Below are 26,414 nucleotides of genomic sequence, written 5' to 3'. Positions count from 1 at the left end.
CAAAGATGCTTAATGATGAAATTCCCTAGATGGGAGTACTTGTTTATTCGAGAGCCATCGCAGGATGGCTCTTTTTACAAGTTAGCTAGTTAAAATTTCACTTTATATGTAATCAAGACGATTTGACAAGCTTGTCCTCTAATGAGCGTCTAATCATTTCTTGTTTTATAAGTAAAATGAAGTCGGGATTTAATTTTAGTTCTTTTGCTTTATAATAAGACTCAGTGAGTAACTCAGTAGATAACTGTTCCATATATTTTGTTTTCAAGGTGAGTCACCTCCTAATAATTTAAGGGTTGATTCGTTGTTGCATTTAATGTACCAAAAAAATATGACAGTCACAAACGAGTGGTTATCCACATACCTAGGTGGATAAAATGTGTATAGATTGTTAGTAAATTCCAAATCGACTGAAAAATTAATGTGGAAAATGTGTACAATTTTATCCACAGGTCATATATCGAAATATGTTGTCGAAAAATTTTTATGAAAACTCCTCAAAGAGGTGAAAGAAATTGAAGCTATTTTTACCAAATGAATACGTGAAAAATGTATATCATGTTCAACCAGAAGATTTGAAAAAACGTGGAATTAAAGGTGTTATTACTGATTTAGATAACACGTTAATTGAATGGGATCGTCCAAATGCAACGCCGCAACTTGAAGAATGGTTTTTGAAAATGAAAGAGCAAGGCATTCAAGTAACGGTCGTTTCAAATAATAATGAGCAACGTGTGAAAGACTTTGCTGATCCATTAGGTATTCCATTTATTCATAGTGCGCGAAAACCATTTGTTCGTGCATTTAAGCGTGCGATACAAGAGATGCAACTGCAACCAGATGAAGTTGTAGTAATTGGAGATCAGTTACTAACGGATGTTTTAGGTGGAAACCGAGTGGGACTTCATACGATTTTAGTTGTACCGGTAGCACAAACGGACGGATTAGTAACGCGCTTTAATCGAAAAATTGAACGAAGAATTATGAGAAATATGAAGAAAAAAGGTTTAATTAACTGGGAGGAATAAAGTTTGACTGAAACAATTAAATGTATTGGTTGCGGTGTAGAAATTCAAACAGAAGATAAAAATGAAGTAGGATATGCTCCTGCCTCATCTTTAGAGAAAGAACAAGTAATTTGTCAACGCTGTTTTCGCTTGAAGCATTACAATGAAATTCAAGATGTATCATTAACAGATGATGACTTCCTACGTATTCTAAACGGAATTGGAAAATCAGATGCATTAGTAGTTAAGATTGTAGATATTTTTGATTTTAATGGTAGCTGGTTACCTGGCTTACATCGTTTCGTCGGAAATAATAAAGTATTACTTGTTGGAAATAAAGCTGATTTAATACCTAAGTCAGTAAAACATGATAAAGTAAAGCATTGGATGCGCTATAGTGCAAAGCAGCTAGGATTAAAGCCAGAAGATGTCTTTTTAATTAGTGCAGCAAAGGGACAAGGGATTGCTGAGCTGGCAGATGCTATTGAGTATTACCGCGGCGGAAAAGATGTTTACGTTGTTGGATGTACGAATGTAGGAAAATCAACATTTATTAATCGCATGATTAAAGAATTTAGTGATGAGACTGAAAATGTAATTACAACATCTCATTTCCCAGGAACAACACTTGATTTAATTGATATTCCGTTAGACGAAGAATCTTCTTTATATGATACGCCGGGTATTATTAACCACCATCAAATGGCTCATTATGTTGGAAAAGAAAGCTTAAAGCTTATTACACCAACAAAAGAAATTAAGCCAATGGTGTTCCAATTAAATGAAGAACAAACATTATTCTTCAGTGGATTGGCACGTTTTGATTATGTAAGTGGTGGTCGTCGTGCATTTACTTGTCACTTCTCGAATCGTTTAACAATCCATCGTACAAAGCTTGAGAAAGCAGATGAATTGTATAAAAATCATGCTGGGGATTTACTAAGCCCGCCAACACCAGAAGAATTAGAAAATATGCCAGAGTTAGTGAAATACGAATTTAATATTCGTGAACCAAAAACGGATGTTGTATTCTCTGGATTAGGATGGGTTACTGTGAACGAACCGGGAGCAAAAATTGTTGCACACGTACCAAAAGGAGTAAGTGTTTCATTGCGTAAATCTTTAATTTAATATGGAGAGGGATTTATGAAACAATTATATGGTGTAATCGGAAATCCAATTGGACATTCATTATCACCCGTTATGCATAACGATGCATTTGAACACTTGAATATGGATGCCCATTATCATGCATTTCTTGTTAAAGAGGAAGTGCTAGGGGAAGCAGTAAGAGGTTTAAAAGCATTAGGTATTTCAGGATTTAATGTAACAACTCCGCACAAAGTTGCTATTATGGATTATTTGGATGAGATTGACCCGCTAGCAAAACAAATTGGTGCAGTAAATACAGTAGTTCATAAGGATGGAAAATTGATTGGCTACAATACAGATGGAATTGGTTTTGTCCGAGCATTGCAGTCAATTAGTAGTGAACCACTTCAAGAGAAACGTATTTTATTGCTTGGTGCAGGTGGTGCTAGTCGAGCTATTTATTTTTCGCTTGCTGATGTAGGTGTGAAAGAGATTGATGTAGCTAATCGTACAGTAGATAAGGCGAAAGAACTTATTGCTGCGTGTACGGCTACTGTTCATTCTGTTGCTTTATCGTTAGAAAAAGCAACAGAAGAACAAGGAAATTATGATATTATCATTCAGACGACAACGATAGGTATGCATCCACGCGTCGAACATACGCCATTACAAATTTCTTCGTTAAAAAAAGGGACGATTGTATCAGATATCATTTATAATCCATTTGAAACGAAAATTTTATGTGAGGCAAAAGAGCAAGGTGCAGTGGTTCAAAATGGTATTGATATGTTTGTTTATCAAGGGGCACTTGCATTTGAAATGTGGACAGGGCGTGTACCGAATATCGATAGAATGAAACAATTAGTTATAAGAAAGCTTGGAGGCTAACATATATGTTAACAGGAAAACAAAAAAGATTTTTACGTGCACAAGCACATCATTTAACACCAATTTTTCAAGTAGGAAAAGGCGGAGTAAATGAAAATATGATTAAACAAATCGCAGATACTTTAGAAGTTCGTGAATTATTTAAAGTAAGTGTGCTACAAAACTGTGAATTCGATCGTCGTGAAGTTGCAGAAGAACTTGCACAAGGCGCACGTGCTGAAATCGTTCAAGTAATTGGAAGTACAATCGTTTTATACAAAGAATCTAGAGAAAATAAACAAATTAAACTTCCACGATAAAAAGACTAGCACAAGCTATTTTTATCGTTAGTGCGTAATGATGTAGAGAGCGAAACCAATTGAACTTTTATTAACAGTGAACTCTCTTCGGATAGGAATGAAGAGAGTTGCTGTACGTAAAAGGAAGGGGCGTTTCTTTTGAGAAAAATTGGCATCATTGGCGGTACATTTGATCCGCCACATTATGGGCATTTGCTAATTGCGAATGAAGTATATCATGCTTTGAATTTAGAAGAAGTATGGTTCTTACCGAACCAAATTCCACCGCATAAACAAGGGCGGAATATTACAAGTGTAGAAAATCGTTTGCAAATGTTAGAGCTTGCGACTGAGGCGGAAGAACATTTTTCTATTTGTTTAGAAGAGCTAAGCAGGAAGGGCCCATCTTATACGTATGACACTATGTTACAATTGACGAAGAAGTATCCGGATGTGCAGTTTCACTTTATTATTGGTGGAGATATGGTTGAGTATTTACCGAAGTGGTATAACATTGAAGCGTTATTTGATCTTGTAACGTTTGTAGGGGTTGCGCGACCTGGTTATACATTGCGTACACCTTATCCTATCACCACTGTGGAAATTCCGGAGTTTGCAGTTTCTTCATCTTTATTGCGTGAGAGATATAAAGAGAAGAGAACATGTAAATATTTACTTCCTGAAAAAGTACAGGTGTATATCGAGAGGAATGGGTTGTATGAATCGTGAGAAAGCACTTCATATTGTCAAACAACAAATGCATGAAAAACGTTATATACACACAATTGGTGTAATGGAGACAGCAATTGAACTTGCTAAGTTATACGGTGTGGATGAAAAAAAGGCTGAAGTTGCAGCTATATTCCATGATTATGCGAAGTGTAGAGCGATTTCTGAGATGGAAGAGATTATTAAAAGTGAAGATTTGTCGAAAGATTTACTTTGTTATAACAAAGAGTTATGGCATGCACCTGTTGGGGCATACTTAGTAGAAAAAGAAGTAGGCATTACGGATCCCGAAATCCTGCAAGCTATTACATATCATACAAGTGGTCATGAGAACATGACGATGTTAGATAAAGTAATTTATGTAGCTGATTACATTGAGCCTGGGCGAAAGTTTCCAGGTGTGGAGGAAGCTCGTAAACTCGCATATATGGATATAAATCAAGCTTTATTATTTGCGTTAAAGCGAACAATTCAATTTTTAATGGAAAAAAATCAAACGATTTATCCATTAACATTCCAAACATACAACGCAGTTATCAAGGAGGAAATTAGTAAATGAACGATAAAGATTTATTAGTATTAGCAGCAAAAGCAGCTGATGATAAGAGAGCAGAAGATATGGTTGTCCTAAATATGCAAGGTATTTCACCAATTGCAGATTATTTTATTATTTGTCACGGTAACTCAGATAAGCAAGTGCAAGCAATTGCGCGTGAAATTAAATCAAAAGCACATGAGTTCCAAATCGACGTACAACGTATGGAAGGTTTTGACGAAGCACGTTGGGTATTAGTTGATCTTGGAGATGTAGTTGCTCATGTATTCCATAAAGATGAGCGTAATCACTATAATTTAGAGCGTCTTTGGGGCGATGTGCCGCGTGAAGATATTACAGACGAGCTAGACCAATGAAATACGAACAATTTGCATTGTTGTACGACGAACTAATGAATGATGTTCCTTATGATAAATGGGTGGAATTCACAGAGGAAAGTTTACAGCAAGCGGATATGAAAGAGGCGAAGATTCTTGATGTAGCATGCGGTACTGGTAATGTAACACTTCCGCTTGTACAAAAGGGTTACGATTTAATCGGTGTCGATCTTTCAGAAGAAATGTTAACGGTCGCTCAGCAAAAACTAGGCGGAGAAGGACATTTTATTCCTTTTTACCAACAAGACATGCGAGAGCTGGATGTTCCGGGTGAGTTCGACTGTGTAACGATCTTTTGTGATTCATTAAATTATGTATTGCAAGAAGATGGAGTACAAGAAACATTTCGAAGAGTGTTTCACCATTTACGTCAAGATGGTTTGTTTTTATTTGATGTGCATTCTTTATATAAAATACATCATGTATTTCAAAATGAAACATACACAGTGAATGGAGAAGAAATATCTCTTATTTGGAATTGCTTCCCTGGTGAAGAATCAAATAGTGTAGAACATGACTTAACATTCTTTGTTCAAGACCCAGAAGAAGATGTGTACCATCGTTTTGACGAATGTCACGTGCAACGTGCATATCCGGTTGAAGAGTTAACGAAATGGCTTGAAGAAGCTGGTTTTACAGTGCTTCGCGTGACCGGTGACTTCGAGCGACTTGAAGTTACAGAACAAACAGAGCGTATTTTCTTCATGGCGAAGAAAAACGGGTAAAACAAAAGCAACCGAGGAGGTTGCTTTTGTTTTGTAAAGAAGATGTACTTTTCGTTCTAGCATAATAAGAAGATGATATACGTGAAGTGTGAAAATGCTAGTTTAAGTAAAAATGTAATGTGAAAAAGTAAGTATTTATAAAAAGGATTTGGAATGACGATGACGTATTTATTATGTGTGTTTATTGAATTGCTGATCAACGCATTTTAAATCTTCATCAAATTTCTCATGTGTCCGCTCAATTAATTTATGAAACATATCTCCAACATGTTCTTCTAAAACACGAATGCCTTCTCCTGTAACGCCGCCTTTAACACATACTTTTTCTTGTAAAGTAGGCAGTGTGAAAATCCCTTTTTCAAGTAGTTTCCCCATTCCAACGACCATTTCACTTACTAAAGTAGTGGCTTCTTCATGTGTAATATTTGTTTTATCTACAGCAGCGTTAATGAAAGATTGTAATAAATAACTAAAGAATGCAGGGCCGCAGCTCGCTATATCAGATGAAACGCGCGTTATATCTTCTTTTATTACAAGGGGAGTAGAAATGTTTTTGAATAGGCGAAATAGTTTCTGTTGCCACTCTTCAGAGCATTTACTTCCGAATGTAAATAGTGATGCGCCAGACAGGGCACGGTTTGTAATACTCGGAATGATACGGGCAACGTGGCAAGGTACAAGTGTCTCTAATTGTGATGGAGATATTGGACTTGTGATAGAAACTAAGCACTTTTCATCAGAAAAATGTTCAGCGTACTTTTGTAAGATCGGATATATATCTATCGGTTTTACACAAATAAAAATAAGATATGATCGTTCGATTACCTCATCAATAGTTTTGGCTATATGAACAGAAGGGTATTTTTCCTTTATATGATATGCTTTGGCGGGCGTTCGATTAATGATTGTAAGGCACGAAGGTTTGACAACACGGGTTTCTAAAAATGCATCGATTAGTATACTCCCCATGTTTCCTGTCCCTATAATTCCTATGTTCAATGTTTCATCCCTCCTTCGTAACAGCTTTCTCCTAAACAATATGAATGATGTTATAAATTTATGATTAGAGGTGAAAAATGATGTGGGATTTTCCAAAGAAATGGTTGGGATTAGTAGCTATTATTGGAACTGTACTTTTTCTTCTTTTTTGGAAAACGAACCAGTACACAGAGCGAGCGGTCATTGCAACGGATGTGCAAGCGAAAGAGATAGAGAAAAAAAGTAAACCAAAAATATCGGCTGCAAAAGAGCAGAAAAAAATAATTGTAATTGATATGAAAGGGGCTGTTGTTAAAGAGGGGGTCTATGAAATGAAAGAAGGGGATCGGGTCAAGGATGCCATTGAAAAGGCAGGCGGTTTTTTGCCCGAGGCAGATAGGATGAAGGTAAATTTAGCACAAATGGTACAAGATCAAATGATCCTTTATGTACCGAATAAAAACGAACAAGTGCAAGAAGCAGCTGCTGCCTCAAAGGGAGAGGGGAAAGTTCAAATAAATGCAGCTTCTAAAGAGCAACTTGAAAAAATTACAGGCATTGGTTCTCGGAAAGCAGAAAGTATTTTGAAATATCGAGAGGAACATGGTCCGTTTCAGAAAATAGAAGATTTGTTAGAGATTGACGGGATCGGTGTGAAGTCATTGGAAAAAATAAAAGATCAAATTATTATTCCGTAAAAGATTGACGAAGTTTTTCTTCATTCGCTACACTACAAGTAGACAAAAAAGTAGGTGAAAAATATGGAACGAATTTCATGGGATCAATATTTTATGACGCAAAGCCATTTGCTATCTTTACGTAGTACATGTACAAGGCTTGCAGTAGGAGCGACAATCGTTCGTGATAAACGAATTATTGCTGGTGGATATAACGGTTCAATTAAAGGTGGCGTGCATTGCATAGATGACGGGTGCTACGTTATTGATAATCATTGCGTTCGTACAATTCACGCAGAAATGAATGCCTTATTACAATGTGCAAAGTTTGGTGTGAAAACGGAGGAAGCGGAAATTTATGTTACGCATTTCCCTTGTTTGCAATGTTGTAAGGCGATTATTCAAAGTGGTATTACGGCAGTTTATTATGCGCAGGATTATAAAAATCATCCATATGCAGTAGAGTTATTTGAAAAAGCGAATGTAAAGGTAAAACACGTTCCGCTAGAATATGATATTGCAGCATTAGAGGATCAAAAGCGTCATATGGAGTTAAAAGAACTATTTGCATCTTTAGAAAAAGAGAATTTATCGATGGAAGAATTACAACATGTATTCACGAAAGCAAAAATGATGCTATAAGGAGTGAGTATAAGTTGCATGGACAATGGGGCTATGTTGCAATCTCATTTATAATAGGGATTGCAATTGCCTTTTCCACTTCAGTTTTAGTGCTGACTTGTTGTCTCGTTCTGTATGTTTTCTTTTGTTTATATCGTACTTCGCGTAAAACCTTCCTTTATTGTATGATAGCGTGTTTTAGCGGCGCTATGTACACTACGTATGTTCAAGGGCAAAACAAGCCTTTAGGAGAGCCCTACGAAGCTACCAGAGGGTTGATACACAATACACCTCTTATTAACGGGGATCGCCTATCATTTCAAGTTGAAGATCAGAATAAAAATATAGTGCAGTTAAGTTACAAAATTAAATCATCCTCGGAAAAGAAACAACTGCGACAATTACATGCAGGAGTATCATGTGTATTCGAAGGGGAGAGGAAAGAACCACCAATAGCTCGGAATTTTCATGGTTTTAATTATCGTGATTATTTGTATAAGCAAAATATTCATTTCATATTGGAGGCTACGTATATTTCTGAATGCCATAAAACATCGTTGTCACTCGTACAATGGATTCTTCTTTTGAGACAACAAGCGATCTCGGGAGTTACAGAAATGTTTCCAGCGCAATCAGGTGCGTTTATGAATGCATTAGTATTTGGTGATAGACAACAAATGACATTTGAAGTTGAAGGGCAATATCAGCAATTTGGTCTTGTACATTTGTTGGCGATTTCAGGATCGCATATCGTATTGTTAATGGTGATTGTATATTTTATTTTGCTAAGAAGTGGTGTGACGAGAGAGGTAGCGACAGTATGTCTTATCTTTTGCATTCCTCTATATACGATTTTAGCAGGAGCATCCCCGTCTGTTATAAGAGCTTCTATAACAGGGGTTTTCATGTTGATTGCTTTCATATGTTCTATTCGTTTATCTAGCTTAGATGCTTTGAGTGCCACAGCTATATGTATGCTTGTATTTGATCCGTATCTTGTTTTTAATATTGGCTTTCAGTTTTCTTTCGTTGGTAGTTTTGCTTTACTTTTATCAGCCCCGCTTTTACTAGAGAGTAGTAATGGAGTGATCCGAAATTCCATTTATATTTCCCTTATTTCACAACTCGTTAGTACTCCGATTTTGTTATATCACTTCGGTTATTTTTCCCCATATAGTATTTTTCTTAATATTATATACGTTCCGTTTTTATCTCTCATTGTATTGCCATGTAGTATTATTATTTTGGTATGCATACCGATCGTCCCATTTCTTGCAAAAGGACTTGCGAATGTACTATCAATAGGTTTGAATCTTTCTAATGATTTTCTAATTTATTGTGAAAATTTACCGTTTATTCGCTTTGTTTTCGGGCAAACGCCCTTACTTCTTGTAGTTCTATATTGCGCGAGTATTGTTAGTATATTGATGGTTTGGGAAAGGCGAGTGTCGAAGAAAATTACGTTCATAGCTTCGGGTATATTTCTTTTTGTTTGTACATGTCATTATGTGTATCCGTATTTTCGAGAAAGTGGGAGTGTGACATTTCTTGATGTTGGACAGGGAGACGCAATATTAATTCGCCTCCCGTATGACAAAGAGATTTATCTTATTGATACTGGTGGAACAATTCGTGTGAATAAGGAGGAATGGCAACGGAAAAAGCATGAATTTTCTGTTGGAAATGATATTTTAATCCCTTATTTACAAAAGGAAGGGATTAAGACAATCGATAAATTAATCGTAACGCATGGAGATGCGGATCATATAGGTGCTGCGCAAGAGTTATTATCAAATATAACTGTAAAAGAAGTTGTATTAGGCCGAAAAGAACAAGATGCGGTATTAGAAAAAGTGTTAAAGAAACAGGCGTTAGAAAAGGAAGTGAAAATAAGTGAAATGGGGGAAGGGGAGAGTTGGAGTGTAAATGAATCGGAATTTTTTGTGTTAGCTCCAACAGGAAAAGCAAGAAGTGAAAATAACGCTTCAATTGTAATGTGGGCGAAATTAGGAGGGTTAACGTGGCTGTTTACAGGTGATTTAGAAGAAGAAGGAGAGCGGTTTTTAGTAGCTACGTATCCAGATTTACGGGCCGATGTTTTAAAGGTTGCTCATCATGGGAGTAACACGTCATCTATAGCGCCTTTTTTGAGCGCTGTAAAGCCTGATGTAGCGATTATTTCTGTCGGTGAGCGTAATAGGTATGGGCATCCTCATAAGGAAGTTATAGAGCGTTTTGAGAAGATGGGGATTGAAATATGGCGTACAGATAAGCAAGGCGCTATTTCCTATGTTTTTAAAGCGGAACACGGAACCTTTCGTAGCAAAATCACATATGATGAAACACATAATAGATAAAAAAGAAGACTGCCAGTAAGCAGCAGTCTTTAAGAACCGATAAATTTAATAACAGTTGCAATGATGAAAAGTGTTGCGAAAAAACCAAATGAGACGATAAATCCTACCCCTGAATCAATAGCGTCATTGCGTTTACTTTGAACGTTTTGTTCAAAATCATTCATTTAGAATCCCTCCCCAACATTCCACTTTAGTATAAAATATTGTCAGAAAAAAATCTACAATTTCCAGTGTGAAGAGAAATCGAGCGTTCTTACTACTTTTAGATTATGAAGGAACGTGAGTTTTTTGTTTCCAAGCATGTTAACAGTTGGCACTTATACTCGAATTTTTATTGTGAATAATAAAGGGAAGGTGATTACCGCACACCAATAAGAAACCCGGGACTTATTGCGTGGCGTTTAATATAAATAAAGGGACGGGTTATACAGCCTGTTCCTTTGTACTTGTAAAACGAAAGCTAGGGCATTAGTATAAATATATATTGCCAAGTTAGGGAGTAGGAAAAAGTATGAGTGATGTACATAAAAAAATTAAAAAAAAGCAGTTTGCTCCGTTGTATTTAGTGTATGGAACGGAAGCGTTTTTTATAAATGAAACGATAAAGCTTATTACAACAGAAGCGCTTGAAGAGGAAGATCGCGAGTTTAATGTTGTGACATACGATTTAGAAGAAGCATATTTAGAAGATGTGGTTGAGGATGCACGTACACTTCCTTTTTTCGGAGAACGTAAAGTGCTATTAATAAAATCACCACTATTTTTAACTTCACAAAAAGAAAAGTTAGAGCAAAATATAAAAATTTTGGAAGAATATATTGGGGAGCCGTCTCCATTTTCTATTCTTGTTTTTGTTGCGCCTTATGAAAAACTTGATGAACGAAAAAAAATCACAAAATTATTAAAGAAAACAGCGGACGTAGTAGAAGCGAATGCGATGCAAGTGCAGGATGTTCAGAAGTGGATTGTGGCTCGTGCAGATGAAGTGCACGTGCATATTGACAATGCAGCTGTTAGTTTGTTGTTAGAGCTTGTGGGAAGTAATGTAACGATGTTGGCGAAGGAAATGGACAAGTTAACGTTATACGTCGGTATGGGCGGAGAGATTAGCCCGAAACTTGTTGCAGAACTTGTGCCAAAATCAGTTGAGCAAAATGTGTTTGCTTTGACAGAAAAAGTGGTGAAAAAAGATATCGCGGGTGCGATGCAAATATTGGATGGATTATTTACGCAGCAAGAGGAACCTATTAAACTGCTTGCATTATTAGTAAGTCAATTCCGCTTGCTGCATCAAGTGAAAGAGTTACAGCAGCGTGGTTATGGACAAAATCAAATTGCGTCTCATATTGGTGTGCATCCATATCGTGTAAAATTAGCGATGAATCAAACGAAGTTTTTCTCTTTTGAAGAATTAAAAAAAGTGATTATAGAATTAGCGGAAGCTGATTATAGTATGAAAACTGGAAAAATGGATAAGAAACTTGTGCTTGAGTTTTTCTTAATGCGGTTAAATCATATGTAATGAAACAAAAAAGCTCACGTGCTTAGCGCGTGAACTTTTTTGTATATAAAAAAACGATCCAAATGGATCGTTTTTTAAACGCCTTACGCGTTTACTTGTTTCGCTAAGCGAGATTTTTGACGAGCTGCAGCGTTTTGGTGGATAAGACCTTTACGAGCTGCTTTGTCAAGTTTTTTAGAAGCAGTTTTGAAAGCTTCTTTAGCATTTTCAAGATCGTTATTAGTAACTAAAGCTTCTACAGTTTTAACAGCAGAACGCATGTCAGACTTGATAGAAGCGTTATGTGAACGACGCTCTTCGCTAAGTTTAGCGCGTTTGATAGCAGATTTGATGTTTGCCATACTTTTCACCTCCCTGGTGCAATCGAATGACTCGATTCTTAACATAGAACAAGTGATATTCTATCAAACGGTGAAGAGAATTGCAATAGTATATCAATGAAATTTCACGTAAAGGAAAGAATGACCTTATATAACTTTGGGAAATCTAACGATATTTACTATGAATTACGGAGGAGATACGATGAAAGAACCATTAGATTTAAGTAAATATAGCGTTAGAACTGACCTTGCTGTAGAGGCACATCAAATGTTGCAAGAGCGCCAAGAAGAGCAAAATGGGATACAAGGAGTTATTGTAAAAGAGAGGGGAGAAGAAGGTATTACCATTACGAAAGTAACGATTGATGAAGTTGCCTCTGAATCAATGGGTAAAAAACCTGGGAATTATTTAACACTTGAAGTACAAGGTATACGTCAACAAGATACAGAGCTGCAACAAAAAGTAGAGCGCATTTTTGCAAAAGAATTTTCTTATTTCTTAGAAGATGTTGGTGTTACGAAAGAAGCGAGTTGTTTAATTGTTGGTCTGGGGAATTGGAATGTAACGCCAGATGCGCTTGGACCGATAGTTGTAGAAAATGTATTGGTAACGAGACACTTGTTTCAATTGCAGCCTGAAAGTGTAGAAGAAGGGTTTAGACCTGTTAGTGCAATTCGGCCGGGGGTAATGGGAATTACAGGGATTGAAACGAGCGATGTTATTTATGGAATCATTGAGAAGACAAAGCCAGACTTTGTCATTGCAATTGATGCATTAGCTGCTCGTTCTATTGAACGAGTAAATAGCACGATACAAATTTCTGATACAGGAATTCATCCTGGATCAGGTGTTGGGAATAAACGTAAGGAACTAAGTAAAGAAACATTGGGTATTCCTGTTATCGCGATTGGTGTTCCGACTGTGGTTGATGCCGTTTCGATTACAAGCGATACAATTGATTTTATTTTGAAACATTTTGGTAGGGAGATGAAGGAAGGAAACAAACCTTCCCGATCTTTGTTGCCAGCTGGCTTTACATTTGGCGAAAAGAAAAAATTAACAGAAGAAGATATGCCGGATGAAAAGAGTCGGAATATGTTTTTAGGTGCTGTAGGTACACTGGAAGATGAAGAGAAGAGAAAATTAATTTATGAAGTGTTATCTCCTCTTGGCCATAATTTAATGGTGACTCCGAAAGAAGTGGATGCTTTCATAGAGGATATGGCAAATGTAATAGCGAGTGGTTTAAATGCAGCCTTGCACCATCAAATTGACCAAGATAATACAGGAGCATATACACATTGATGGGAAGAGACGATAGTCATTTAAGCCGCTTTTCGCTTTTATGTATATGTAGTGCGGCCATATGTTTACTCATGATAATAGCAGGGGTGGCACTTGCTAATCATGGTTTGAAAAGTATGAAAGGTTATCAGCAAATGTCGTATGAACAAATCGCTCATATGACAGGAACAGAGGGTGCGGGTGCAGAATCAGAAATTTTGGGAAGTTCGTTTTCCGTTACTGAAAAACAAAAACAATTAGAAAGCTTAAAGAGTTTTAATGTTGTAGAAGGAATTGGTATGGCAATAGCAAGTGCTACTTATGAAGTAACAAAGTTTGGAACGGATATAGTTGTTGGGAAAGTGAAAGAGATTTTTAGTTAAGGGTAGTAAGAAGAACGGTTGTCTTACCATTTTGTACGACAGCCGTTTTTAAATTTGAAAAAGGTTTGTCTCTTATGGTTTGTTCGCATAAGATATAGATAGAATGATTTGTATTGTAAGCAGCACGAGTTTTCATTGAATCTTTGCTGCTCTATTGATATAATCAGTGCTAGTGTATATTGGCGAGACTATTAGGAGTTGAGAACATAGATGAACAAAGAAGAAAGAGCAAAAAGACAGTCCAAAATTCGTAATTTCTCTATCATTGCTCATATTGACCACGGAAAATCAACGTTAGCAGACCGTATTTTAGAGAAAACAAACGCGTTAACACAACGTGAAATGAAAGCTCAATTGCTTGACTCTATGGATTTAGAGCGTGAGCGTGGTATTACAATTAAATTAAACGCAGTACAGTTAACGTATAAAGCAAAAGACGGTGAAGAATATATTCTTCACTTAATTGATACACCAGGACACGTCGACTTTACGTACGAAGTATCTCGTAGTTTAGCGGCTTGTGAAGGTGCAATTCTTGTAGTGGATGCAGCGCAAGGTATTGAGGCGCAAACGTTAGCGAACGTATACTTAGCGCTTGATAACAATTTAGAAATTTTACCGGTTATTAATAAAATCGACTTACCAAGTGCAGACCCAGAACGTGTACGTCAAGAGGTAGAAGATGTAATTGGTTTAGATGCATCAGAAGCTGTACTTGCTTCAGCGAAAGCTGGTATTGGTATTGAAGATATTTTAGAACAAATCGTTGAAAAAGTACCAGCACCAACAGGTGATTCAGAAGAGCCGTTACAATGTATGATCTTTGACTCTTTATATGATCCGTACCGTGGTGTAATTGCTTATATTCGTGTTGTTAACGGAACGGTAAAAGTTGGCGATAAAGTACGTATGATGGCAACTGGTAAAGAATTTGAAGTAACAGAAGTAGGTGTATTTACACCGAAGACTACGCAGCGTGATGAGTTAACTGTAGGTGATGTAGGTTTCTTAGCGGCGTCGATTAAAAATGTTGGTGACACACGTGTTGGTGATACGATTACACATGCTAAGCGTCAAGCTGCAGAGCCGTTAGCAGGTTATCGTAAATTAAACCCAATGGTATTCTGTGGTTTATATCCAATTGATTCTGCACGTTACAACGACTTACGTGATGCGTTAGAAAAATTAGAGTTAAACGATTCTGCACTTGAGTTTGAACCAGAAACATCTCAAGCACTAGGATTTGGTTTCCGTTGTGGGTTCTTAGGACTTCTTCACATGGAAATCATTCAAGAACGTATTGAACGTGAATTTAAAATTGACTTAATTACAACAGCGCCAAGTGTTATTTATAAAGTGTATTTAACAAACGGTGAAGATGTAATTGTTGATAATCCATCTAATATGCCAGATCCACAGTCTATCGATCGCGTAGAAGAGCCGTTTGTGAAGGCTTCAATTATGGTTCCGAATGACTATGTTGGAGCTGTAATGGAAATTTGCCAAGGTAAACGTGGAACGTTTATTGATATGCAATATTTAGATGAAACACGTGTTACATTAACATATGAAATCCCATTATCAGAAATCGTATATGATTTCTTCGATCAATTGAAATCAAATACAAAAGGGTATGCATCATTTGATTACGAGTTAATTGGTTATAAACCATCTAAACTTGTGAAAATGGATATTCTTTTAAATAATGAACAAGTGGATGCTTTATCATTTATCGTACACCGTGATTCAGCGTATGACCGTGGTAAAGTAATCGTAGAGAAATTAAAAGAATTAATTCCGAGACAACAGTTCGAAGTGCCAATTCAGGCGACTATCGGAAACAAAGTTGTAGCACGTTCTACAATTAAGGCGATGCGTAAAAACGTACTTGCAAAATGTTACGGTGGTGACATTTCTCGTAAGCGTAAACTTCTTGATAAGCAAAAAGAAGGTAAAAAACGTATGAAGTCTGTTGGTTCTGTAGAAGTACCGCAAGAAGCATTCATGGCTGTACTGAAAATGGATGACAACTAATAATTGATTGTTATTTCATGCGAATTGATATAAAAAAAGAAGTCGTCTATACGGCTTCTTTTTTATATCATTACTTTTTAGACAACGTAGCTTCTCTCATTTACAATGGTGAGAGAGCTTTTTAGTTCATATAGAGTTAGGAGTTTGTTAATGTCCGAAAATATTCGAAAAGATATTCACGAGAAAATACAAAATGGCAATTTTAATTGTGAAAAGGAATTGACGCTTTCTATTATTAGCGGGAAGTGGAAAGTTGTGATACTGTGGCATCTTGGTGTGGAAGGGCCTCATCGTTTTAGTGAATTACAACGATTATTCCCAAGCATTTCTCATAAAGTTTTGTCGAACCAATTAAAAGAGTTAATGGAAGATGGGATTGTTGATAGAACTGTATACCCAGAAATTCCTCCGCGAGTGGAGTATTATATGACGGAATTAGGCATGTCGCTTTTACCAATCGTTGAAATGATGTATGATTGGGGAAAAATGCGAATGGAGCAAATTCGTAATACGTTAGAGAAGTAAAGAAGCCTCCCGAGCGCGGAGGTTTTCTTTTTAGAAAGGTAGGAGTTATATTTGGTGCAAGCTGCATATATTCATATTCCGTTTTGTCAGCATATTTGTCACTATTGTGATTTTAATAAAGTATTTATTGAACGCCAACCGGTCGATCAATATTTAGAGTATTTAGAGAAAGAAATAATAAATACAGTCCAAAAGGTACCATTTGATAGTATGAAAACGATTTTTGTTGGTGGAGGAACTCCGACAGCGTTAAATATGGAGCAGACAAAAAAGTTACTCGATATTATAAACCGTCGCTTACGTCCATTTGCTCCGAATTGTGAATTAACATTTGAAGCGAATCCAGGTGATTTACCGAAAGAGAAGTTACATGTATTGCTAGAAGGTGGAGTGAACCGCATTAGTTTTGGTGTGCAAACATTTCGAGATGAATTGCTTGAGAAAATTGGGCGCAAGCATACGAGGGAAGATGCATTTGTAGCGATTAGAGAAGCACAGGAAGTGGGCTTCAAAAATATAAATGTGGATATTATTTATGCTCTGCCAGGGCAGACGATAGAAGACGTGAAAGAAACGCTAGATATTGCTTTTACGCTCGGTGTACAACATTTCTCGGCCTATTCATTAATTGTGGAACCGAAAACTGTGTTTTATAACTTAATGAATAAAGGGAAATTAAGACTTCCAGGTGAAGACCATGAAGCAAAAATGTACGAAATGGTAATGGATGAAATGGAGAAACACGGCTATATCCAGTATGAAATTAGCAATTTCTCAAAAGGTGATAATGAAAGTAGACATAATCTCACATACTGGAATAATGAAGAGTATTATGGATTTGGAGCTGGGGCACATAGTTATGTAAACGGAGAACGTATCCAAAATGTAGGACCGCTCAAGCAATACTTCAATAAAATCGATGAAACTGGATTTCCATATTTAGATGTTCATGCGGTGACGGAGAAAGAAAGAATGGAAGAAGAGTTGTTCTTAGGACTTCGAAAAACAAAAGGTGTATCTAAAATAGGATTTCAAAAGAAATTTAATATGGGAATGGATCAAGTTTTCGCGAAGCAGTTACAAAGCAACGAAGAACAAGGGTTGCTTGAAGAGAGCGATGGATATGTTCGTTTAACGCGAAAAGGAAAATTATTAGGGAATGAAGTATTCCAATCATTTTTGATTGACTAATTAAATGTTCCATTGACGTGAAAAAGTTTCATTATTTCGTGACGTTTCCGTTGACAATTGAATGTCAATTTTGGTAAGTTATTAATAGATTTAGCACTCGAAGACAAAGAGTGCTAACAGAGGTGATGATGAGATGCTTACGGAACGTCAGCTCTTAATTTTACAAACAATTATTGATGACTTTATTGGATCAGCGCAACCTGTTGGGTCGAGGACGTTGGCTAAGAAAGATGAAATTACGTTTAGTTCAGCTACTATTCGAAATGAAATGGCTGATTTAGAAGAACTAGGATTTATTGAAAAAACGCATAGTTCTTCAGGGCGTGTTCCTTCTGAAAAAGGATATCGTTTTTATGTAGACCATCTTTTAGCGCCGCAAAACTTACCGAACGATGAAATTGTACAAATTAAAGACTTATTTGCTGAAAGAATTTTTGAAGCAGAAAAGATTGCACAGCAATCGGCTCAAATTTTATCAGAGCTTACGAATTATACGGCCATTGTTCTTGGACCGAAGTTAAGCACAAATAAACTTAAAAACGTACAAATTGTACCGCTTGATCGTCAAACTGCAGTCGCTATTATTGTAACGGATACAGGGCATGTACAAAGCAAAACGATTACCGTTCCGGAATCTGTTGATTTATCAGATTTAGAAAAAATGGTTAATATTTTAAATGAAAAGCTGTCGGGCGTACCAATGGCAGAATTGCATAACAAAATCTTTAAAGAGATTGTTACTGTTTTACGTGGGTATGTTCATAATTACGATAGTGCAATAAAAATGTTAGATGGTACATTTCAAGTTCCTTTATCGGAAAAGATATACTTTGGAGGCAAAGCAAATATGCTTTCGCAACCAGAGTTCCATGACATTCACAAAGTAAGATCCTTACTGACTATGATTGATAATGAAGCCGAGTTTTATGACATCTTGCGTCATAAACAAGTAGGTATTCAAGTGAAAATAGGTAGGGAAAACTCTGCGACAGCTATGGAAGATTGTAGTTTAATTTCTGCAACATATTCGATTGGAGAAGAGCAACTTGGAACAATTGCTATTTTAGGTCCGACAAGAATGCAATACTCTCGGGTAATTAGTTTGTTACAGTTATTTACGAGACAATTTACTGATGGACTTAAAAAGTAAATGAGAGTAATACATTCGCTCAAGTAATGAAATTTTCATTGCTGTGTGTAATATATAATGCTTAGGTAATTGTGTTCAGCATAATACCTAATACCTTTTAAGGAGGTGAATATTGTGGAAGAGCGTAACGAACAAGTGGTAGAAGAAGTAAAAGAAGTGCAAGTTGAAGAAGCTGTCACGACAGAAAACAGTGAAAAAACTGTAGAAGAAAAAAGTGAGGCTGCTCTTTTACAAGAAAAAGTAGATGAGTTACAAGCGAAACTAACGGAAACGGAAGGTCGCACATTACGTCTACAAGCTGATTTTGAAAATTATAAGCGTCGTGTCCAAATGGATAAACAGGCTGCTGAAAAATATAGAGCACAAAGTCTAGTTTCAGACATTTTGCCAGCTCTTGATAATTTTGAAAGAGCGATGCAAGTGGAAGCAACTGATGAGCAAACGAAATCCTTGTTACAAGGTATGGAAATGGTGCATCGTCAATTGTTAGAAGCGTTGACTAAAGAAGGCGTTGAAGTGGTTGAATCTGTTGGTAAACAGTTCGATCCTAATGAACACCAAGCTATTATGCAAGTGGAAGATAGTGAATTTGAATCAAACGCGGTAGTTGAAGAATTCCAAAAAGGTTATAAACTAAAAGACCGTGTGATTCGCCCATCAATGGTAAAAGTAAATCAATAATTTACATAAAAGTAGGAGGATTCGCCATGAGTAAAATTATCGGTATTGACTTAGGTACAACAAACTCTTGTGTAGCTGTTATGGAAGGTGGAGAACCAAAGGTTATCCCAAATCCAGAAGGAAACCGTACAACACCATCTGTTGTAGCTTTCAAAAATGAAGAGCGTCAAGTTGGGGAAGTTGCAAAGCGTCAAGCAATTACAAACCCAAATACAATCATGTCTGTTAAACGTCATATGGGTACAGACTACAAAGTAGAAGTTGAAGGTAAAGATTATACACCTCAAGAAATTTCTGCAATCATTTTACAAAACCTAAAAGCTTCTGCTGAAGCATACTTAGGTGAAACAGTTACGAAAGCTGTAATTACAGTACCTGCATACTTCAACGATGCAGAACGTCAAGCAACAAAAGATGCTGGTCGTATCGCTGGTTTAGAAGTTGAGCGTATCATTAACGAACCAACAGCGGCAGCACTTGCTTACGGTTTAGAAAAACAAGATGAAGAGCAAAAAATCTTAGTATATGACTTAGGTGGCGGTACATTTGACGTATCTATCCTTGAGTTAGCAGACGGAACATTCGAAGTTATTTCAACTGCTGGTGACAACCGTCTTGGTGGAGATGACTTTGACCAAGTTGTTATTGACCACTTAGTAGCTGAGTTCAAAAAAGAAAATAACATTGATTTAAGCCAAGATAAAATGGCGCTTCAACGTTTGAAAGATGCAGCTGAAAAGGCGAAAAAAGATCTTTCTGGCGTAACACAAACACAAATTTCATTACCATTCATTAGTGCTGGAGCTGCTGGTCCATTACACTTAGAATTAACGTTAACAAGAGCGAAATTCGAAGAACTTTCAGCAGGTCTTGTTGAAAGAACGTTAGAGCCAACTCGTCGTGCATTAAAAGACGCTGGTTTTGCTCCAAGTGAATTAGATAAAGTTATCCTTGTTGGTGGATCTACTCGTATCCCAGCTGTACAAGAAGCTATTAAACGTGAAACTGGTAAAGAACCATATAAAGGTGTAAACCCTGATGAAGTTGTAGCATTAGGTGCTGCAGTTCAAGGTGGCGTACTTACTGGTGATGTAGAAGGCGTACTATTATTAGACGTAACTCCACTTTCTTTAGGTATTGAAACTATGGGTGGTGTGTTCACGAAATTAATCGAGCGTAACACTACAATTCCAACAAGTAAGTCACAAGTATTCTCAACAGCTGCTGATAACCAACCGGCAGTAGACATTCACGTATTACAAGGTGAGCGTCCAATGTCAGCTGACAACAAAACATTAGGTCGTTTCCAATTAACAGACCTTCCGCCAGCACCACGTGGTATTCCACAAATCGAAGTAACATTCGATATTGATGCGAACGGTATTGTTAACGTACGTGCAAAAGACTTAGGAACAAGTAAAGAGCAAGCTATTACAATCCAATCTTCTTCAGGTCTTTCTGATGAAGAAGTAGATCGTATGGTACAAGAAGCAGAAGCAAATGCTGACGCTGACCAAAAACGTAAGGAAGAAGTTGAACTTCGTAACGAAGCGGACCAACTTGTATTCCAAACGGATAAAGTTGTAAAAGATTTAGAAGGTAAAGTGGATGCAGCTGAAGTTGCAAAAGCAACAGAAGCGAAAGAAGCACTACAAGCTGCGATCGAGAAGAACGAGCTTGAGGACATCCGTGCGAAAAAAGATGCTTTACAAGAAATCGTACAACAATTAAGTGTTAAATTATACGAGCAAGCTCAAGCAGCTGCAGGGCAAGCAGAAGGTGCACAAGGAGCACAAGATGCTGGCGCGAAGAAAGACAATGTAGTAGACGCTGAGTTTGAAGAAGTAAAAGAAGATAAGTAATATAAATAAGTAAGATGACAAAAAGTCAAAGTCAAGCGTGCCTTGGCTTTGGCTTTTTTCATGAATGAGAAGAAAAGTGTGAGGTTCTTAAGTTTTTTACTTTGCATACTGTAAGTGAGGAAACTTTGTTGCAAAGCACTTTCTTTCGGTGTTAAAATTACGTTTATGTGAAAGATTCGGGGGTTGTAAATTTATGAGTAAACGAGATTATTATGAGGTCCTTGGACTTAGCCAGGGTGCTTCAAAAGATGAAATAAAAAAAGCGTATCGTCGTTTGGCTAAAAAATACCATCCAGACGTAAGTAAAGAAGAAAATGCAATTGAAAAGTTTAAAGAAGTACAAGAAGCATATGAAGTATTAAGCGACGATCAAAAGCGCGCGCAATATGATCAATTTGGTCATGCTGGTGCAAATCAAGGTTTCGGTGGCTTTGGCGGCGGAGGAGACTTCGGCGGTGGCTTCGGTTTCGAAGATATCTTTAGTTCGTTCTTTGGCGGCGGTGGTGGCGGTAGACGTCGTGATCCAAATGCTCCGCGTCAAGGTGCTGACTTACAATATCAAGTTACTTTAGAGTTTGAAGAAGCTATTTTTGGTAAAGAATTAAATGTCGAGATTCCAGTTGAAGATCCATGTGATACTTGTAAAGGTAGCGGAGCGAAACCAGGAACTTCAAAAGAAACATGTAAACATTGTTCAGGTTCAGGGCAAGTAAGTGTAGAACAAAATACACCATTTGGTCGTATCGTAAACCGTCAAGCTTGTGGTCATTGTTCAGGAACTGGTCAAATGATTAAAGAAAAATGTACGACATGTCACGGTTCTGGTAAAGTGCGTAAACGTAAAAAAATCAACGTTAAGATTCCAGCAGGTATCGATAATGGTCAACAAATTCGCGTATCTGGAAAAGGTGAAGCGGGCGTAAATGGCGGACCAGCAGGAGATTTATATGTTGTTGTTCATGTGAGAAATCATGAATTCTTTGAGCGTGAAGGAGATCACATTATTTGCGAAATGCCATTAACATTTGCGCAAATGGCACTTGGTGCTGAAGTGGAAGTTCCTACTGTTCATGGAAAAGTGAAGCTGAAAATTCCAGCAGGAACACAAACAGGAACAGAATTCCGCTTAAAAGGAAAAGGTGCTCCGAACGTACGTGGATACGGTCAAGGAGATCAATATGTAGTCGTTCGTGTTGTTGTACCGACGAAATTAACTTCACATCAAAAAGATTTATTACGTGAATTTGCGGGACAAGAAGAGCAGGATGATAGTCTATTTGGAAAGCTTAAACGTGCTTTCAAAGGGGAATAATGGAAATAAAAAATGGAGTTGGTAAATTGTGAAATGGTCAGAAATTAGTATTCATACAACAGAAGAAGCAGTAGAAGCTGTCTCTCATATTTTACATGAAGCTGGTGCTAGTGGAGTTGCGATTGAGGATCCAGCGGAGTTGACGAAAGAGCGCGAGCAACAATATGGTGAAATTTATGCATTGAACCCAGATGAATATCCGGCGGAAGGTGTATTAATAAAAGCATATTTCCCGCAAACGGATTCTTTACATGAAACGATTGCAGGTGTAAAATCATCTATTGATATGCTTCCATCTTACGACATCGAAATTGGTACTGGAAATATTACAGTTAACGAAGTCAATGAAGAAGATTGGGCTACTGCTTGGAAAAAATATTACCATCCAGTACAAATTTCTGATACATTCACAATTGTGCCGACGTGGGAAGACTATACACCATCTTCTCCGGAAGAAAAAATTATTGAATTAGATCCAGGTATGGCGTTTGGAACGGGAACTCATCCGACAACAACGATGTGTATTCGTGCTTTAGAAAAAACAGTTCAGCCAGGTGACACTATTATTGATGTTGGAACAGGTTCTGGTGTACTTAGTATTGCAGCAGCAAAATTAGGTGCGTCTTCTGTTCAAGCGTATGATTTAGATCCGGTTGCAGTGGAAAGTGCAGAAATGAATGTACGTTTAAATAAAACAGATGATATCGTGTCTGTTGGGCAAAATAGTCTTTTAGAAGGCATTGAAGGTCCTGTTGATTTAATCGTAGCTAACTTATTAGCAGAAATTATTCTATTATTCCCTGAAGATGCAGCGAGAGTTGTGAAGTCGGGCGGATTATTTATTACATCGGGCATCATTGCTGCGAAGGAAAAAGTAATTTCTGAAGCGTTAGAAAAAGCCGGATTTACAATTGAAGAAGTGTTACGAATGGAAGATTGGGTAGCAATTATTGCACGAAATGCGTAATATAGATTTTAGTCTATAATGAAAAGGGGAGTCTCTCACTATAAAGTGAGGGACTTGCCGTTTGTTATATGAAAAATGATAACGTTTCGTTCTTTTCGTAAGTATTGACTTACGAAAGGAACGAAACTCTACTAAGGTGATTATATGCAACGTTATTTTGTAGAAGAGAAATATGTAAATGAGACAAGTATTCGCATTGTAGGTGATGACGTACATCATATCGCAAGAGTGATGCGTATGTCAGCTGGTGATCACATTTATTGCTGTGTAAACGGAAAAACAGCCGTATGTTCAATTGATGAAATTACCAGTGAATTTATTAATACGGCTATTGTAGAATGGGTAGAGGCGTCAAGTGAACTTCCTGTTTTCGTGACGATTGCAAGTGGACTGCCGAAAGGAGACAAGCTAGAGTTAATTTTTCAAAAAGGAACTGAGCTTGGGGCAGCTGCATTCTTACCATTTCAAGCATCTCGCTCTATTGTAAAATGGGATGCGAAAAAAGCTGATAAAAAAGTTGAGCGTTTAAGAAAAATTGTGAAAGAAGCTGCGGAACAATCACATAGAAGTGAAGTTCCAGAAGTACATGCTCCGGCATCGTTTAAAGAATTGCTTTCGATGAGTGGTGAGTATGATGTTTGTCTTGTGGCTTACGAAGAGGAAGCAAAACAAGGCGAGAAATCTAACTTTGCGAAAGCTTTAACGACGATGAAACCAGGTCAAAAGCTATTGATTGTATTTGGCCCAGAAGGCGGTTTAGCTGAGGAAGAGATTACAACGCTTCGTGAACATAAATTTGTACCATGTAGTTTAGGACCAAGAATTTTAAGAACAGAAACGGCGCCGTTATACGCGTTAAGTGCTGCTTCGTATCATTTTGAATTGATGGGGTGATGATCAATGTCAACTGTTGCGTTCCATACGTTAGGTTGTAAAGTAAACCACTATGAAACAGAAGCCATTTGGCAATTGTTTAAACAAGGTGGATATGAAAGAACTGAATATGAAAAGAAATCTGATGTATACGTTATTAATACGTGTACAGTAACGAATACGGGAGATAAGAAAAGCCGTCAAGTTATTAGACGTGCTGTTCGCCAAAACCCGGATGCGGTTATTTGTGTAACTGGATGTTATGCACAAACATCTCCAGCGGAAATTATGGCAATTCCAGGTGTAGATATTGTAGTTGGTACACAGGATCGCGAAAAGATGTTAGGATACATCGAAGAATTCCGCAAAGAGCGTCAGCCAATTAATGCTGTCCGCAACATTATGAAAACACGTGTATACGAAGAACTGGATGTACCTTATTTCACGGATCGTACACGTGCATCTTTAAAAATACAAGAAGGTTGTAATAACTTCTGTACATTCTGTATTATTCCTTGGGCGCGTGGTTTAATGCGCTCTCGTGATGGGAAAGAAGTTATTAAGCAAGCGCAGCAATTAGTAGATGCAGGTTATAAAGAAATCGTATTAACAGGTATTCATACAGGTGGGTACGGTGAAGATATTAAAGATTATAACTTAGCTGGATTACTTCGTGATATGGAAGCGGAAGTAGGCGGATTAAAACGTCTTCGTATTTCTTCTATTGAAGCGAGTCAGATTTCAGATGAAGTTATTGAAGTGTTAGATAAGTCTGAAGTAGTTGTACGTCACTTACACATTCCGTTGCAATCTGGATCTAATACAGTATTAAAACGTATGCGTCGTAAGTATACGATGGAATTTTTCCAAGAGCGTTTAGATCGTTTGAAAGAAGCGTTACCAGGTCTTGCGATTACATCGGACGTAATCGTTGGTTTCCCAGGTGAAACAGAAGAAGAATTCATGGAAACATACAATTTCATTAAAGAGAATCGCTTCTCTGAGTTACACGTATTCCCTTACTCAAAACGTACGGGAACACCTGCAGCGCGTATGGAAGATCAAGTTCCTGAAGATGTGAAGAACGATCGTGTGCACCGTTTAATTGAACTATCTAATCAATTAGCAAAAGAGTATGCGTCACAGTTTGAAGGCGAAGTACTTGAAATCATTCCAGAAGAGCAATTTAAAGAGGGCGACCGCGAAGGGTTATATGTAGGTTATACAGATAACTACTTGAAAATTGTATTTGAAGGATCAGAAGAATTAATTGGTAAACTAGTGAAAGTGAAAATTACGAAAGCTGGTTATCCATATAACGAAGCGCAATTTGTTCGTGTTCTTGAAGATGATGTAAAAAAAGAATCAGCAAGTGCATAAATTGAAACATTAATCAGTGGGGCATCCCCACTGATTATCAGCCCGACCCCCACCTAAGTTCTTTGTTTTCGCTGAATTTTGAGGTGGGGGTCTTACTGCCTTACTGTCTTGGTAAATAGCGGCATAAAAAAGCGTGCAAACGGAAACGATTTGCATGCTTTCTTTTTTGTGGAGAAGTTAAGTACTGAAAAGGCAGGTACGTCGAATGAGTAGTTATTTAATGTTTTATTGTATTAAAAAAGGTGTAAAGATAAAAATATAGTTGTCTTCAGGGGAAAAGAATAATAGCTATCTACATAGCTTTTGAACAGGGAAGGGCATCTATTCTTCTTTTATTCTGCCAAATAGTTGACCTGAAGTGATAAAATGTATTATAATCGTAAAAGACATGCTGAAGAAGGGTTTCTTTTTGCATGCTGAAATTAGTATGTAAGTGTGATGTTTCGGAGGGAGGGAAAGAGAATGTCAAAAACAGTCGTTCGTAAAAACGAGTCTTTGGAGGATGCACTTCGCCGTTTTAAAAGATCGGTTTCTAAAACTGGTACACTTGCTGAAGCAAGAAAGCGCGAGTTTTATGAAAAGCCAAGTGTAAAACGTAAGAAGAAATCTGAAGCGGCAAGAAAGCGTAAATTCTAAGAGAGGGT

The 26,414-nt window shown here is 37.2% G+C and carries 29 protein-coding genes; 25 read left to right on the top strand and 4 right to left on the bottom strand.

The features are described 5' to 3' along the window. Positions 1–112: 112 nt before the first annotated feature. Positions 113–268, bottom strand: coding sequence for a sporulation histidine kinase inhibitor Sda (gene sda, locus MR115_RS06250; protein ID WP_000853283.1), 156 nt, complete (start codon positions 266–268; stop codon positions 113–115). Between the two features lie 247 nt (positions 269–515). On the opposite strand from sda, the gene MR115_RS06245 reads away from it, so the two are divergent. The 8 genes from MR115_RS06245 (at position 516) to MR115_RS06210 (ending at position 5,652) form a co-directional block, all read left to right on the top strand. Next, positions 516–1,028, top strand: a complete 513-nt coding sequence (locus MR115_RS06245) for a YqeG family HAD IIIA-type phosphatase (RefSeq protein WP_000765309.1) — start codon at positions 516–518, stop codon at positions 1,026–1,028. Positions 1,029–1,031: 3 nt separating this feature from the next. Further along, complete coding sequence (yqeH, locus tag MR115_RS06240; RefSeq protein WP_000140794.1) at positions 1,032–2,138, top strand: ribosome biogenesis GTPase YqeH; 1,107 nt, start codon at positions 1,032–1,034, stop codon at positions 2,136–2,138. Positions 2,139–2,153: 15 nt separating this feature from the next. After that, positions 2,154–2,987: a shikimate dehydrogenase gene (gene aroE, locus MR115_RS06235; RefSeq protein WP_061677273.1), complete on the top strand. Its 834-nt coding sequence runs from the start codon at positions 2,154–2,156 to the stop codon at positions 2,985–2,987. Positions 2,988–2,992: 5 nt separating this feature from the next. Further along, on the top strand, positions 2,993–3,286 hold the full coding sequence (gene yhbY, locus MR115_RS06230; protein WP_000955226.1) for a ribosome assembly RNA-binding protein YhbY: 294 nt from the start codon (positions 2,993–2,995) through the stop codon (positions 3,284–3,286). Positions 3,287–3,424: 138 nt separating this feature from the next. Then, positions 3,425–3,994 (top strand): nicotinate-nucleotide adenylyltransferase, encoded by a 570-nt coding sequence (gene nadD, locus MR115_RS06225; RefSeq protein WP_061677274.1) that lies wholly within the window; start codon positions 3,425–3,427, stop codon positions 3,992–3,994. Next, positions 3,984–4,553 carry a bis(5'-nucleosyl)-tetraphosphatase (symmetrical) YqeK gene (gene yqeK, locus MR115_RS06220; RefSeq protein WP_242240487.1) on the top strand — a complete coding sequence of 190 codons (570 nt, stop codon included), beginning with the start codon at positions 3,984–3,986 and terminating at the stop codon, positions 4,551–4,553. The genes nadD and yqeK overlap by 11 nt, the downstream gene beginning before the upstream one ends. Then, positions 4,550–4,906 carry a ribosome silencing factor gene (rsfS, locus tag MR115_RS06215; RefSeq protein ID WP_061677276.1) on the top strand — a complete coding sequence of 119 codons (357 nt, stop codon included), beginning with the start codon at positions 4,550–4,552 and terminating at the stop codon, positions 4,904–4,906. Before yqeK ends, rsfS begins: the two co-directional genes overlap by 4 nt. Further along, complete coding sequence (locus MR115_RS06210) at positions 4,903–5,652, top strand: class I SAM-dependent DNA methyltransferase (RefSeq protein WP_000873065.1); 750 nt, start codon at positions 4,903–4,905, stop codon at positions 5,650–5,652. The genes rsfS and MR115_RS06210 overlap by 4 nt, the downstream gene beginning before the upstream one ends. A 171-nt stretch (positions 5,653–5,823) precedes the next feature. Here the strand turns inward: MR115_RS06210 and comER are convergent, their stop codons facing one another. Continuing rightward, entirely contained in the window at positions 5,824–6,651 is an 828-nt protein-coding gene (gene comER, locus MR115_RS06205; protein ID WP_242240485.1) for a late competence protein ComER, read from the bottom strand. Between the two features lie 77 nt (positions 6,652–6,728). On the opposite strand from comER, the gene MR115_RS06200 reads away from it, so the two are divergent. The 3 genes from MR115_RS06200 to MR115_RS06190 all read left to right on the top strand — a co-directional run bounded on the left by MR115_RS06200 (position 6,729) and on the right by MR115_RS06190 (position 10,285). Continuing rightward, complete coding sequence (locus MR115_RS06200) at positions 6,729–7,328, top strand: helix-hairpin-helix domain-containing protein (protein WP_242240483.1); 600 nt, start codon at positions 6,729–6,731, stop codon at positions 7,326–7,328. A gap of 63 nt (positions 7,329–7,391) precedes the next feature. Then, on the top strand, positions 7,392–7,949 hold the full coding sequence (locus tag MR115_RS06195) for a ComE operon protein 2 (RefSeq protein ID WP_000439781.1): 558 nt from the start codon (positions 7,392–7,394) through the stop codon (positions 7,947–7,949). A 14-nt stretch (positions 7,950–7,963) separates the two neighbouring features. After that, complete coding sequence (locus MR115_RS06190; protein ID WP_242240480.1) at positions 7,964–10,285, top strand: DNA internalization-related competence protein ComEC/Rec2; 2,322 nt, start codon at positions 7,964–7,966, stop codon at positions 10,283–10,285. Between the two features lie 29 nt (positions 10,286–10,314). Here MR115_RS06190 and MR115_RS06185 read toward each other — a convergent pair whose 3' ends face one another. After that, the gene (locus MR115_RS06185) at positions 10,315–10,449 is read right to left on the bottom strand and encodes a YqzM family protein (protein WP_000997609.1); all 135 of its coding nucleotides are present in this window, start codon (positions 10,447–10,449) and stop codon (positions 10,315–10,317) included. A gap of 347 nt (positions 10,450–10,796) precedes the next feature. Here MR115_RS06185 and holA point away from each other — a divergent pair, with 347 nt between their 5' ends. Next, on the top strand, positions 10,797–11,807 hold the full coding sequence (holA, locus tag MR115_RS06180; RefSeq protein ID WP_061677286.1) for a DNA polymerase III subunit delta: 1,011 nt from the start codon (positions 10,797–10,799) through the stop codon (positions 11,805–11,807). Between the two features lie 83 nt (positions 11,808–11,890). Here the strand turns inward: holA and rpsT are convergent, their stop codons facing one another. Next, positions 11,891–12,148 (bottom strand): 30S ribosomal protein S20, encoded by a 258-nt coding sequence (rpsT, locus tag MR115_RS06175; RefSeq protein ID WP_001274014.1) that lies wholly within the window; start codon positions 12,146–12,148, stop codon positions 11,891–11,893. A gap of 181 nt (positions 12,149–12,329) precedes the next feature. Between rpsT and gpr the strand changes: the two genes are divergently transcribed. The 13 genes from gpr (at position 12,330) to rpsU (ending at position 26,406) form a co-directional block, all read left to right on the top strand. Beyond that, positions 12,330–13,433: a GPR endopeptidase gene (gene gpr / locus MR115_RS06170; protein WP_242240478.1), complete on the top strand. Its 1,104-nt coding sequence runs from the start codon at positions 12,330–12,332 to the stop codon at positions 13,431–13,433. Next, positions 13,430–13,795: a YqxA family protein gene (locus tag MR115_RS06165; protein WP_242240476.1), complete on the top strand. Its 366-nt coding sequence runs from the start codon at positions 13,430–13,432 to the stop codon at positions 13,793–13,795. The genes gpr and MR115_RS06165 overlap by 4 nt, the downstream gene beginning before the upstream one ends. 210 nt (positions 13,796–14,005) lie before the next feature. Further along, the gene (gene lepA / locus MR115_RS06160) at positions 14,006–15,829 is read left to right on the top strand and encodes an elongation factor 4 (RefSeq protein WP_001030962.1); all 1,824 of its coding nucleotides are present in this window, start codon (positions 14,006–14,008) and stop codon (positions 15,827–15,829) included. A 150-nt stretch (positions 15,830–15,979) separates the two neighbouring features. Continuing rightward, on the top strand, positions 15,980–16,354 hold the full coding sequence (locus MR115_RS06155) for a winged helix-turn-helix transcriptional regulator (protein ID WP_001293536.1): 375 nt from the start codon (positions 15,980–15,982) through the stop codon (positions 16,352–16,354). Between the two features lie 51 nt (positions 16,355–16,405). Further along, positions 16,406–17,545 carry a radical SAM family heme chaperone HemW gene (hemW, locus tag MR115_RS06150; protein ID WP_242240471.1) on the top strand — a complete coding sequence of 380 codons (1,140 nt, stop codon included), beginning with the start codon at positions 16,406–16,408 and terminating at the stop codon, positions 17,543–17,545. A gap of 133 nt (positions 17,546–17,678) precedes the next feature. Then, complete coding sequence (hrcA, locus tag MR115_RS06145) at positions 17,679–18,695, top strand: heat-inducible transcriptional repressor HrcA (protein WP_000954946.1); 1,017 nt, start codon at positions 17,679–17,681, stop codon at positions 18,693–18,695. Positions 18,696–18,809: 114 nt separating this feature from the next. After that, complete coding sequence (gene grpE / locus MR115_RS06140; RefSeq protein ID WP_242240469.1) at positions 18,810–19,376, top strand: nucleotide exchange factor GrpE; 567 nt, start codon at positions 18,810–18,812, stop codon at positions 19,374–19,376. 26 nt (positions 19,377–19,402) lie between these two features. Then, complete coding sequence (gene dnaK / locus MR115_RS06135) at positions 19,403–21,238, top strand: chaperone protein DnaK (RefSeq protein WP_063260788.1); 1,836 nt, start codon at positions 19,403–19,405, stop codon at positions 21,236–21,238. Between the two features lie 193 nt (positions 21,239–21,431). Beyond that, positions 21,432–22,550 carry a chaperone protein DnaJ gene (gene dnaJ / locus MR115_RS06130; protein ID WP_061677301.1) on the top strand — a complete coding sequence of 373 codons (1,119 nt, stop codon included), beginning with the start codon at positions 21,432–21,434 and terminating at the stop codon, positions 22,548–22,550. Positions 22,551–22,578: 28 nt separating this feature from the next. Further along, complete coding sequence (gene prmA / locus MR115_RS06125; RefSeq protein WP_087956980.1) at positions 22,579–23,517, top strand: 50S ribosomal protein L11 methyltransferase; 939 nt, start codon at positions 22,579–22,581, stop codon at positions 23,515–23,517. 144 nt (positions 23,518–23,661) lie between these two features. Further along, positions 23,662–24,411, top strand: a complete 750-nt coding sequence (locus MR115_RS06120; protein WP_242240466.1) for a 16S rRNA (uracil(1498)-N(3))-methyltransferase — start codon at positions 23,662–23,664, stop codon at positions 24,409–24,411. Between the two features lie 6 nt (positions 24,412–24,417). Continuing rightward, positions 24,418–25,770 (top strand): tRNA (N(6)-L-threonylcarbamoyladenosine(37)-C(2))-methylthiotransferase MtaB, encoded by a 1,353-nt coding sequence (mtaB, locus tag MR115_RS06115; protein WP_061677306.1) that lies wholly within the window; start codon positions 24,418–24,420, stop codon positions 25,768–25,770. Between the two features lie 462 nt (positions 25,771–26,232). Next, a complete protein-coding gene (gene rpsU, locus MR115_RS06110; protein ID WP_000048061.1) occupies positions 26,233–26,406 on the top strand; it encodes a 30S ribosomal protein S21 in 174 nt (57 codons plus the stop codon). The last annotated feature ends 8 nt before the right edge of the window (positions 26,407–26,414 follow it).

The sequence above is a fragment of the Bacillus cereus group sp. BfR-BA-01309 genome, from assembly GCF_022664315.1.
Classification (GTDB): Bacteria; Bacillota; Bacilli; order Bacillales; family Bacillaceae_G; genus Bacillus_A; species Bacillus_A mobilis.
The sequence above is the reverse complement of the archived record's forward strand: the minus strand, read 5'-3'. Positions and strand labels throughout refer to the sequence as shown.

Coding starts and splice junctions, on each gene's coding strand:
- aroE (WP_061677273.1), top strand. CDS start 2,154: ATGAAACAATTATATGGTGTAATCGGAAATCCAATTGGACATTCATTA.
- yhbY (WP_000955226.1), top strand. CDS start 2,993: ATGTTAACAGGAAAACAAAAAAGATTTTTACGTGCACAAGCACATCAT.
- yqeK (WP_242240487.1), top strand. CDS start 3,984: ATGAATCGTGAGAAAGCACTTCATATTGTCAAACAACAAATGCATGAA.
- rsfS (WP_061677276.1), top strand. CDS start 4,550: ATGAACGATAAAGATTTATTAGTATTAGCAGCAAAAGCAGCTGATGAT.
- MR115_RS06210 (WP_000873065.1), top strand. CDS start 4,903: ATGAAATACGAACAATTTGCATTGTTGTACGACGAACTAATGAATGAT.
- MR115_RS06200 (WP_242240483.1), top strand. CDS start 6,729: ATGATGTGGGATTTTCCAAAGAAATGGTTGGGATTAGTAGCTATTATT.
- MR115_RS06195 (WP_000439781.1), top strand. CDS start 7,392: ATGGAACGAATTTCATGGGATCAATATTTTATGACGCAAAGCCATTTG.
- MR115_RS06185 (WP_000997609.1), bottom strand. CDS start 10,449: ATGAATGATTTTGAACAAAACGTTCAAAGTAAACGCAATGACGCTATT.
- holA (WP_061677286.1), top strand. CDS start 10,797: ATGAGTGATGTACATAAAAAAATTAAAAAAAAGCAGTTTGCTCCGTTG.
- rpsT (WP_001274014.1), bottom strand. CDS start 12,148: ATGGCAAACATCAAATCTGCTATCAAACGCGCTAAACTTAGCGAAGAG.
- gpr (WP_242240478.1), top strand. CDS start 12,330: ATGAAAGAACCATTAGATTTAAGTAAATATAGCGTTAGAACTGACCTT.
- lepA (WP_001030962.1), top strand. CDS start 14,006: ATGAACAAAGAAGAAAGAGCAAAAAGACAGTCCAAAATTCGTAATTTC.
- MR115_RS06155 (WP_001293536.1), top strand. CDS start 15,980: ATGTCCGAAAATATTCGAAAAGATATTCACGAGAAAATACAAAATGGC.
- hrcA (WP_000954946.1), top strand. CDS start 17,679: ATGCTTACGGAACGTCAGCTCTTAATTTTACAAACAATTATTGATGAC.
- dnaK (WP_063260788.1), top strand. CDS start 19,403: ATGAGTAAAATTATCGGTATTGACTTAGGTACAACAAACTCTTGTGTA.
- dnaJ (WP_061677301.1), top strand. CDS start 21,432: ATGAGTAAACGAGATTATTATGAGGTCCTTGGACTTAGCCAGGGTGCT.
- MR115_RS06120 (WP_242240466.1), top strand. CDS start 23,662: ATGCAACGTTATTTTGTAGAAGAGAAATATGTAAATGAGACAAGTATT.
- mtaB (WP_061677306.1), top strand. CDS start 24,418: ATGTCAACTGTTGCGTTCCATACGTTAGGTTGTAAAGTAAACCACTAT.
- rpsU (WP_000048061.1), top strand. CDS start 26,233: ATGTCAAAAACAGTCGTTCGTAAAAACGAGTCTTTGGAGGATGCACTT.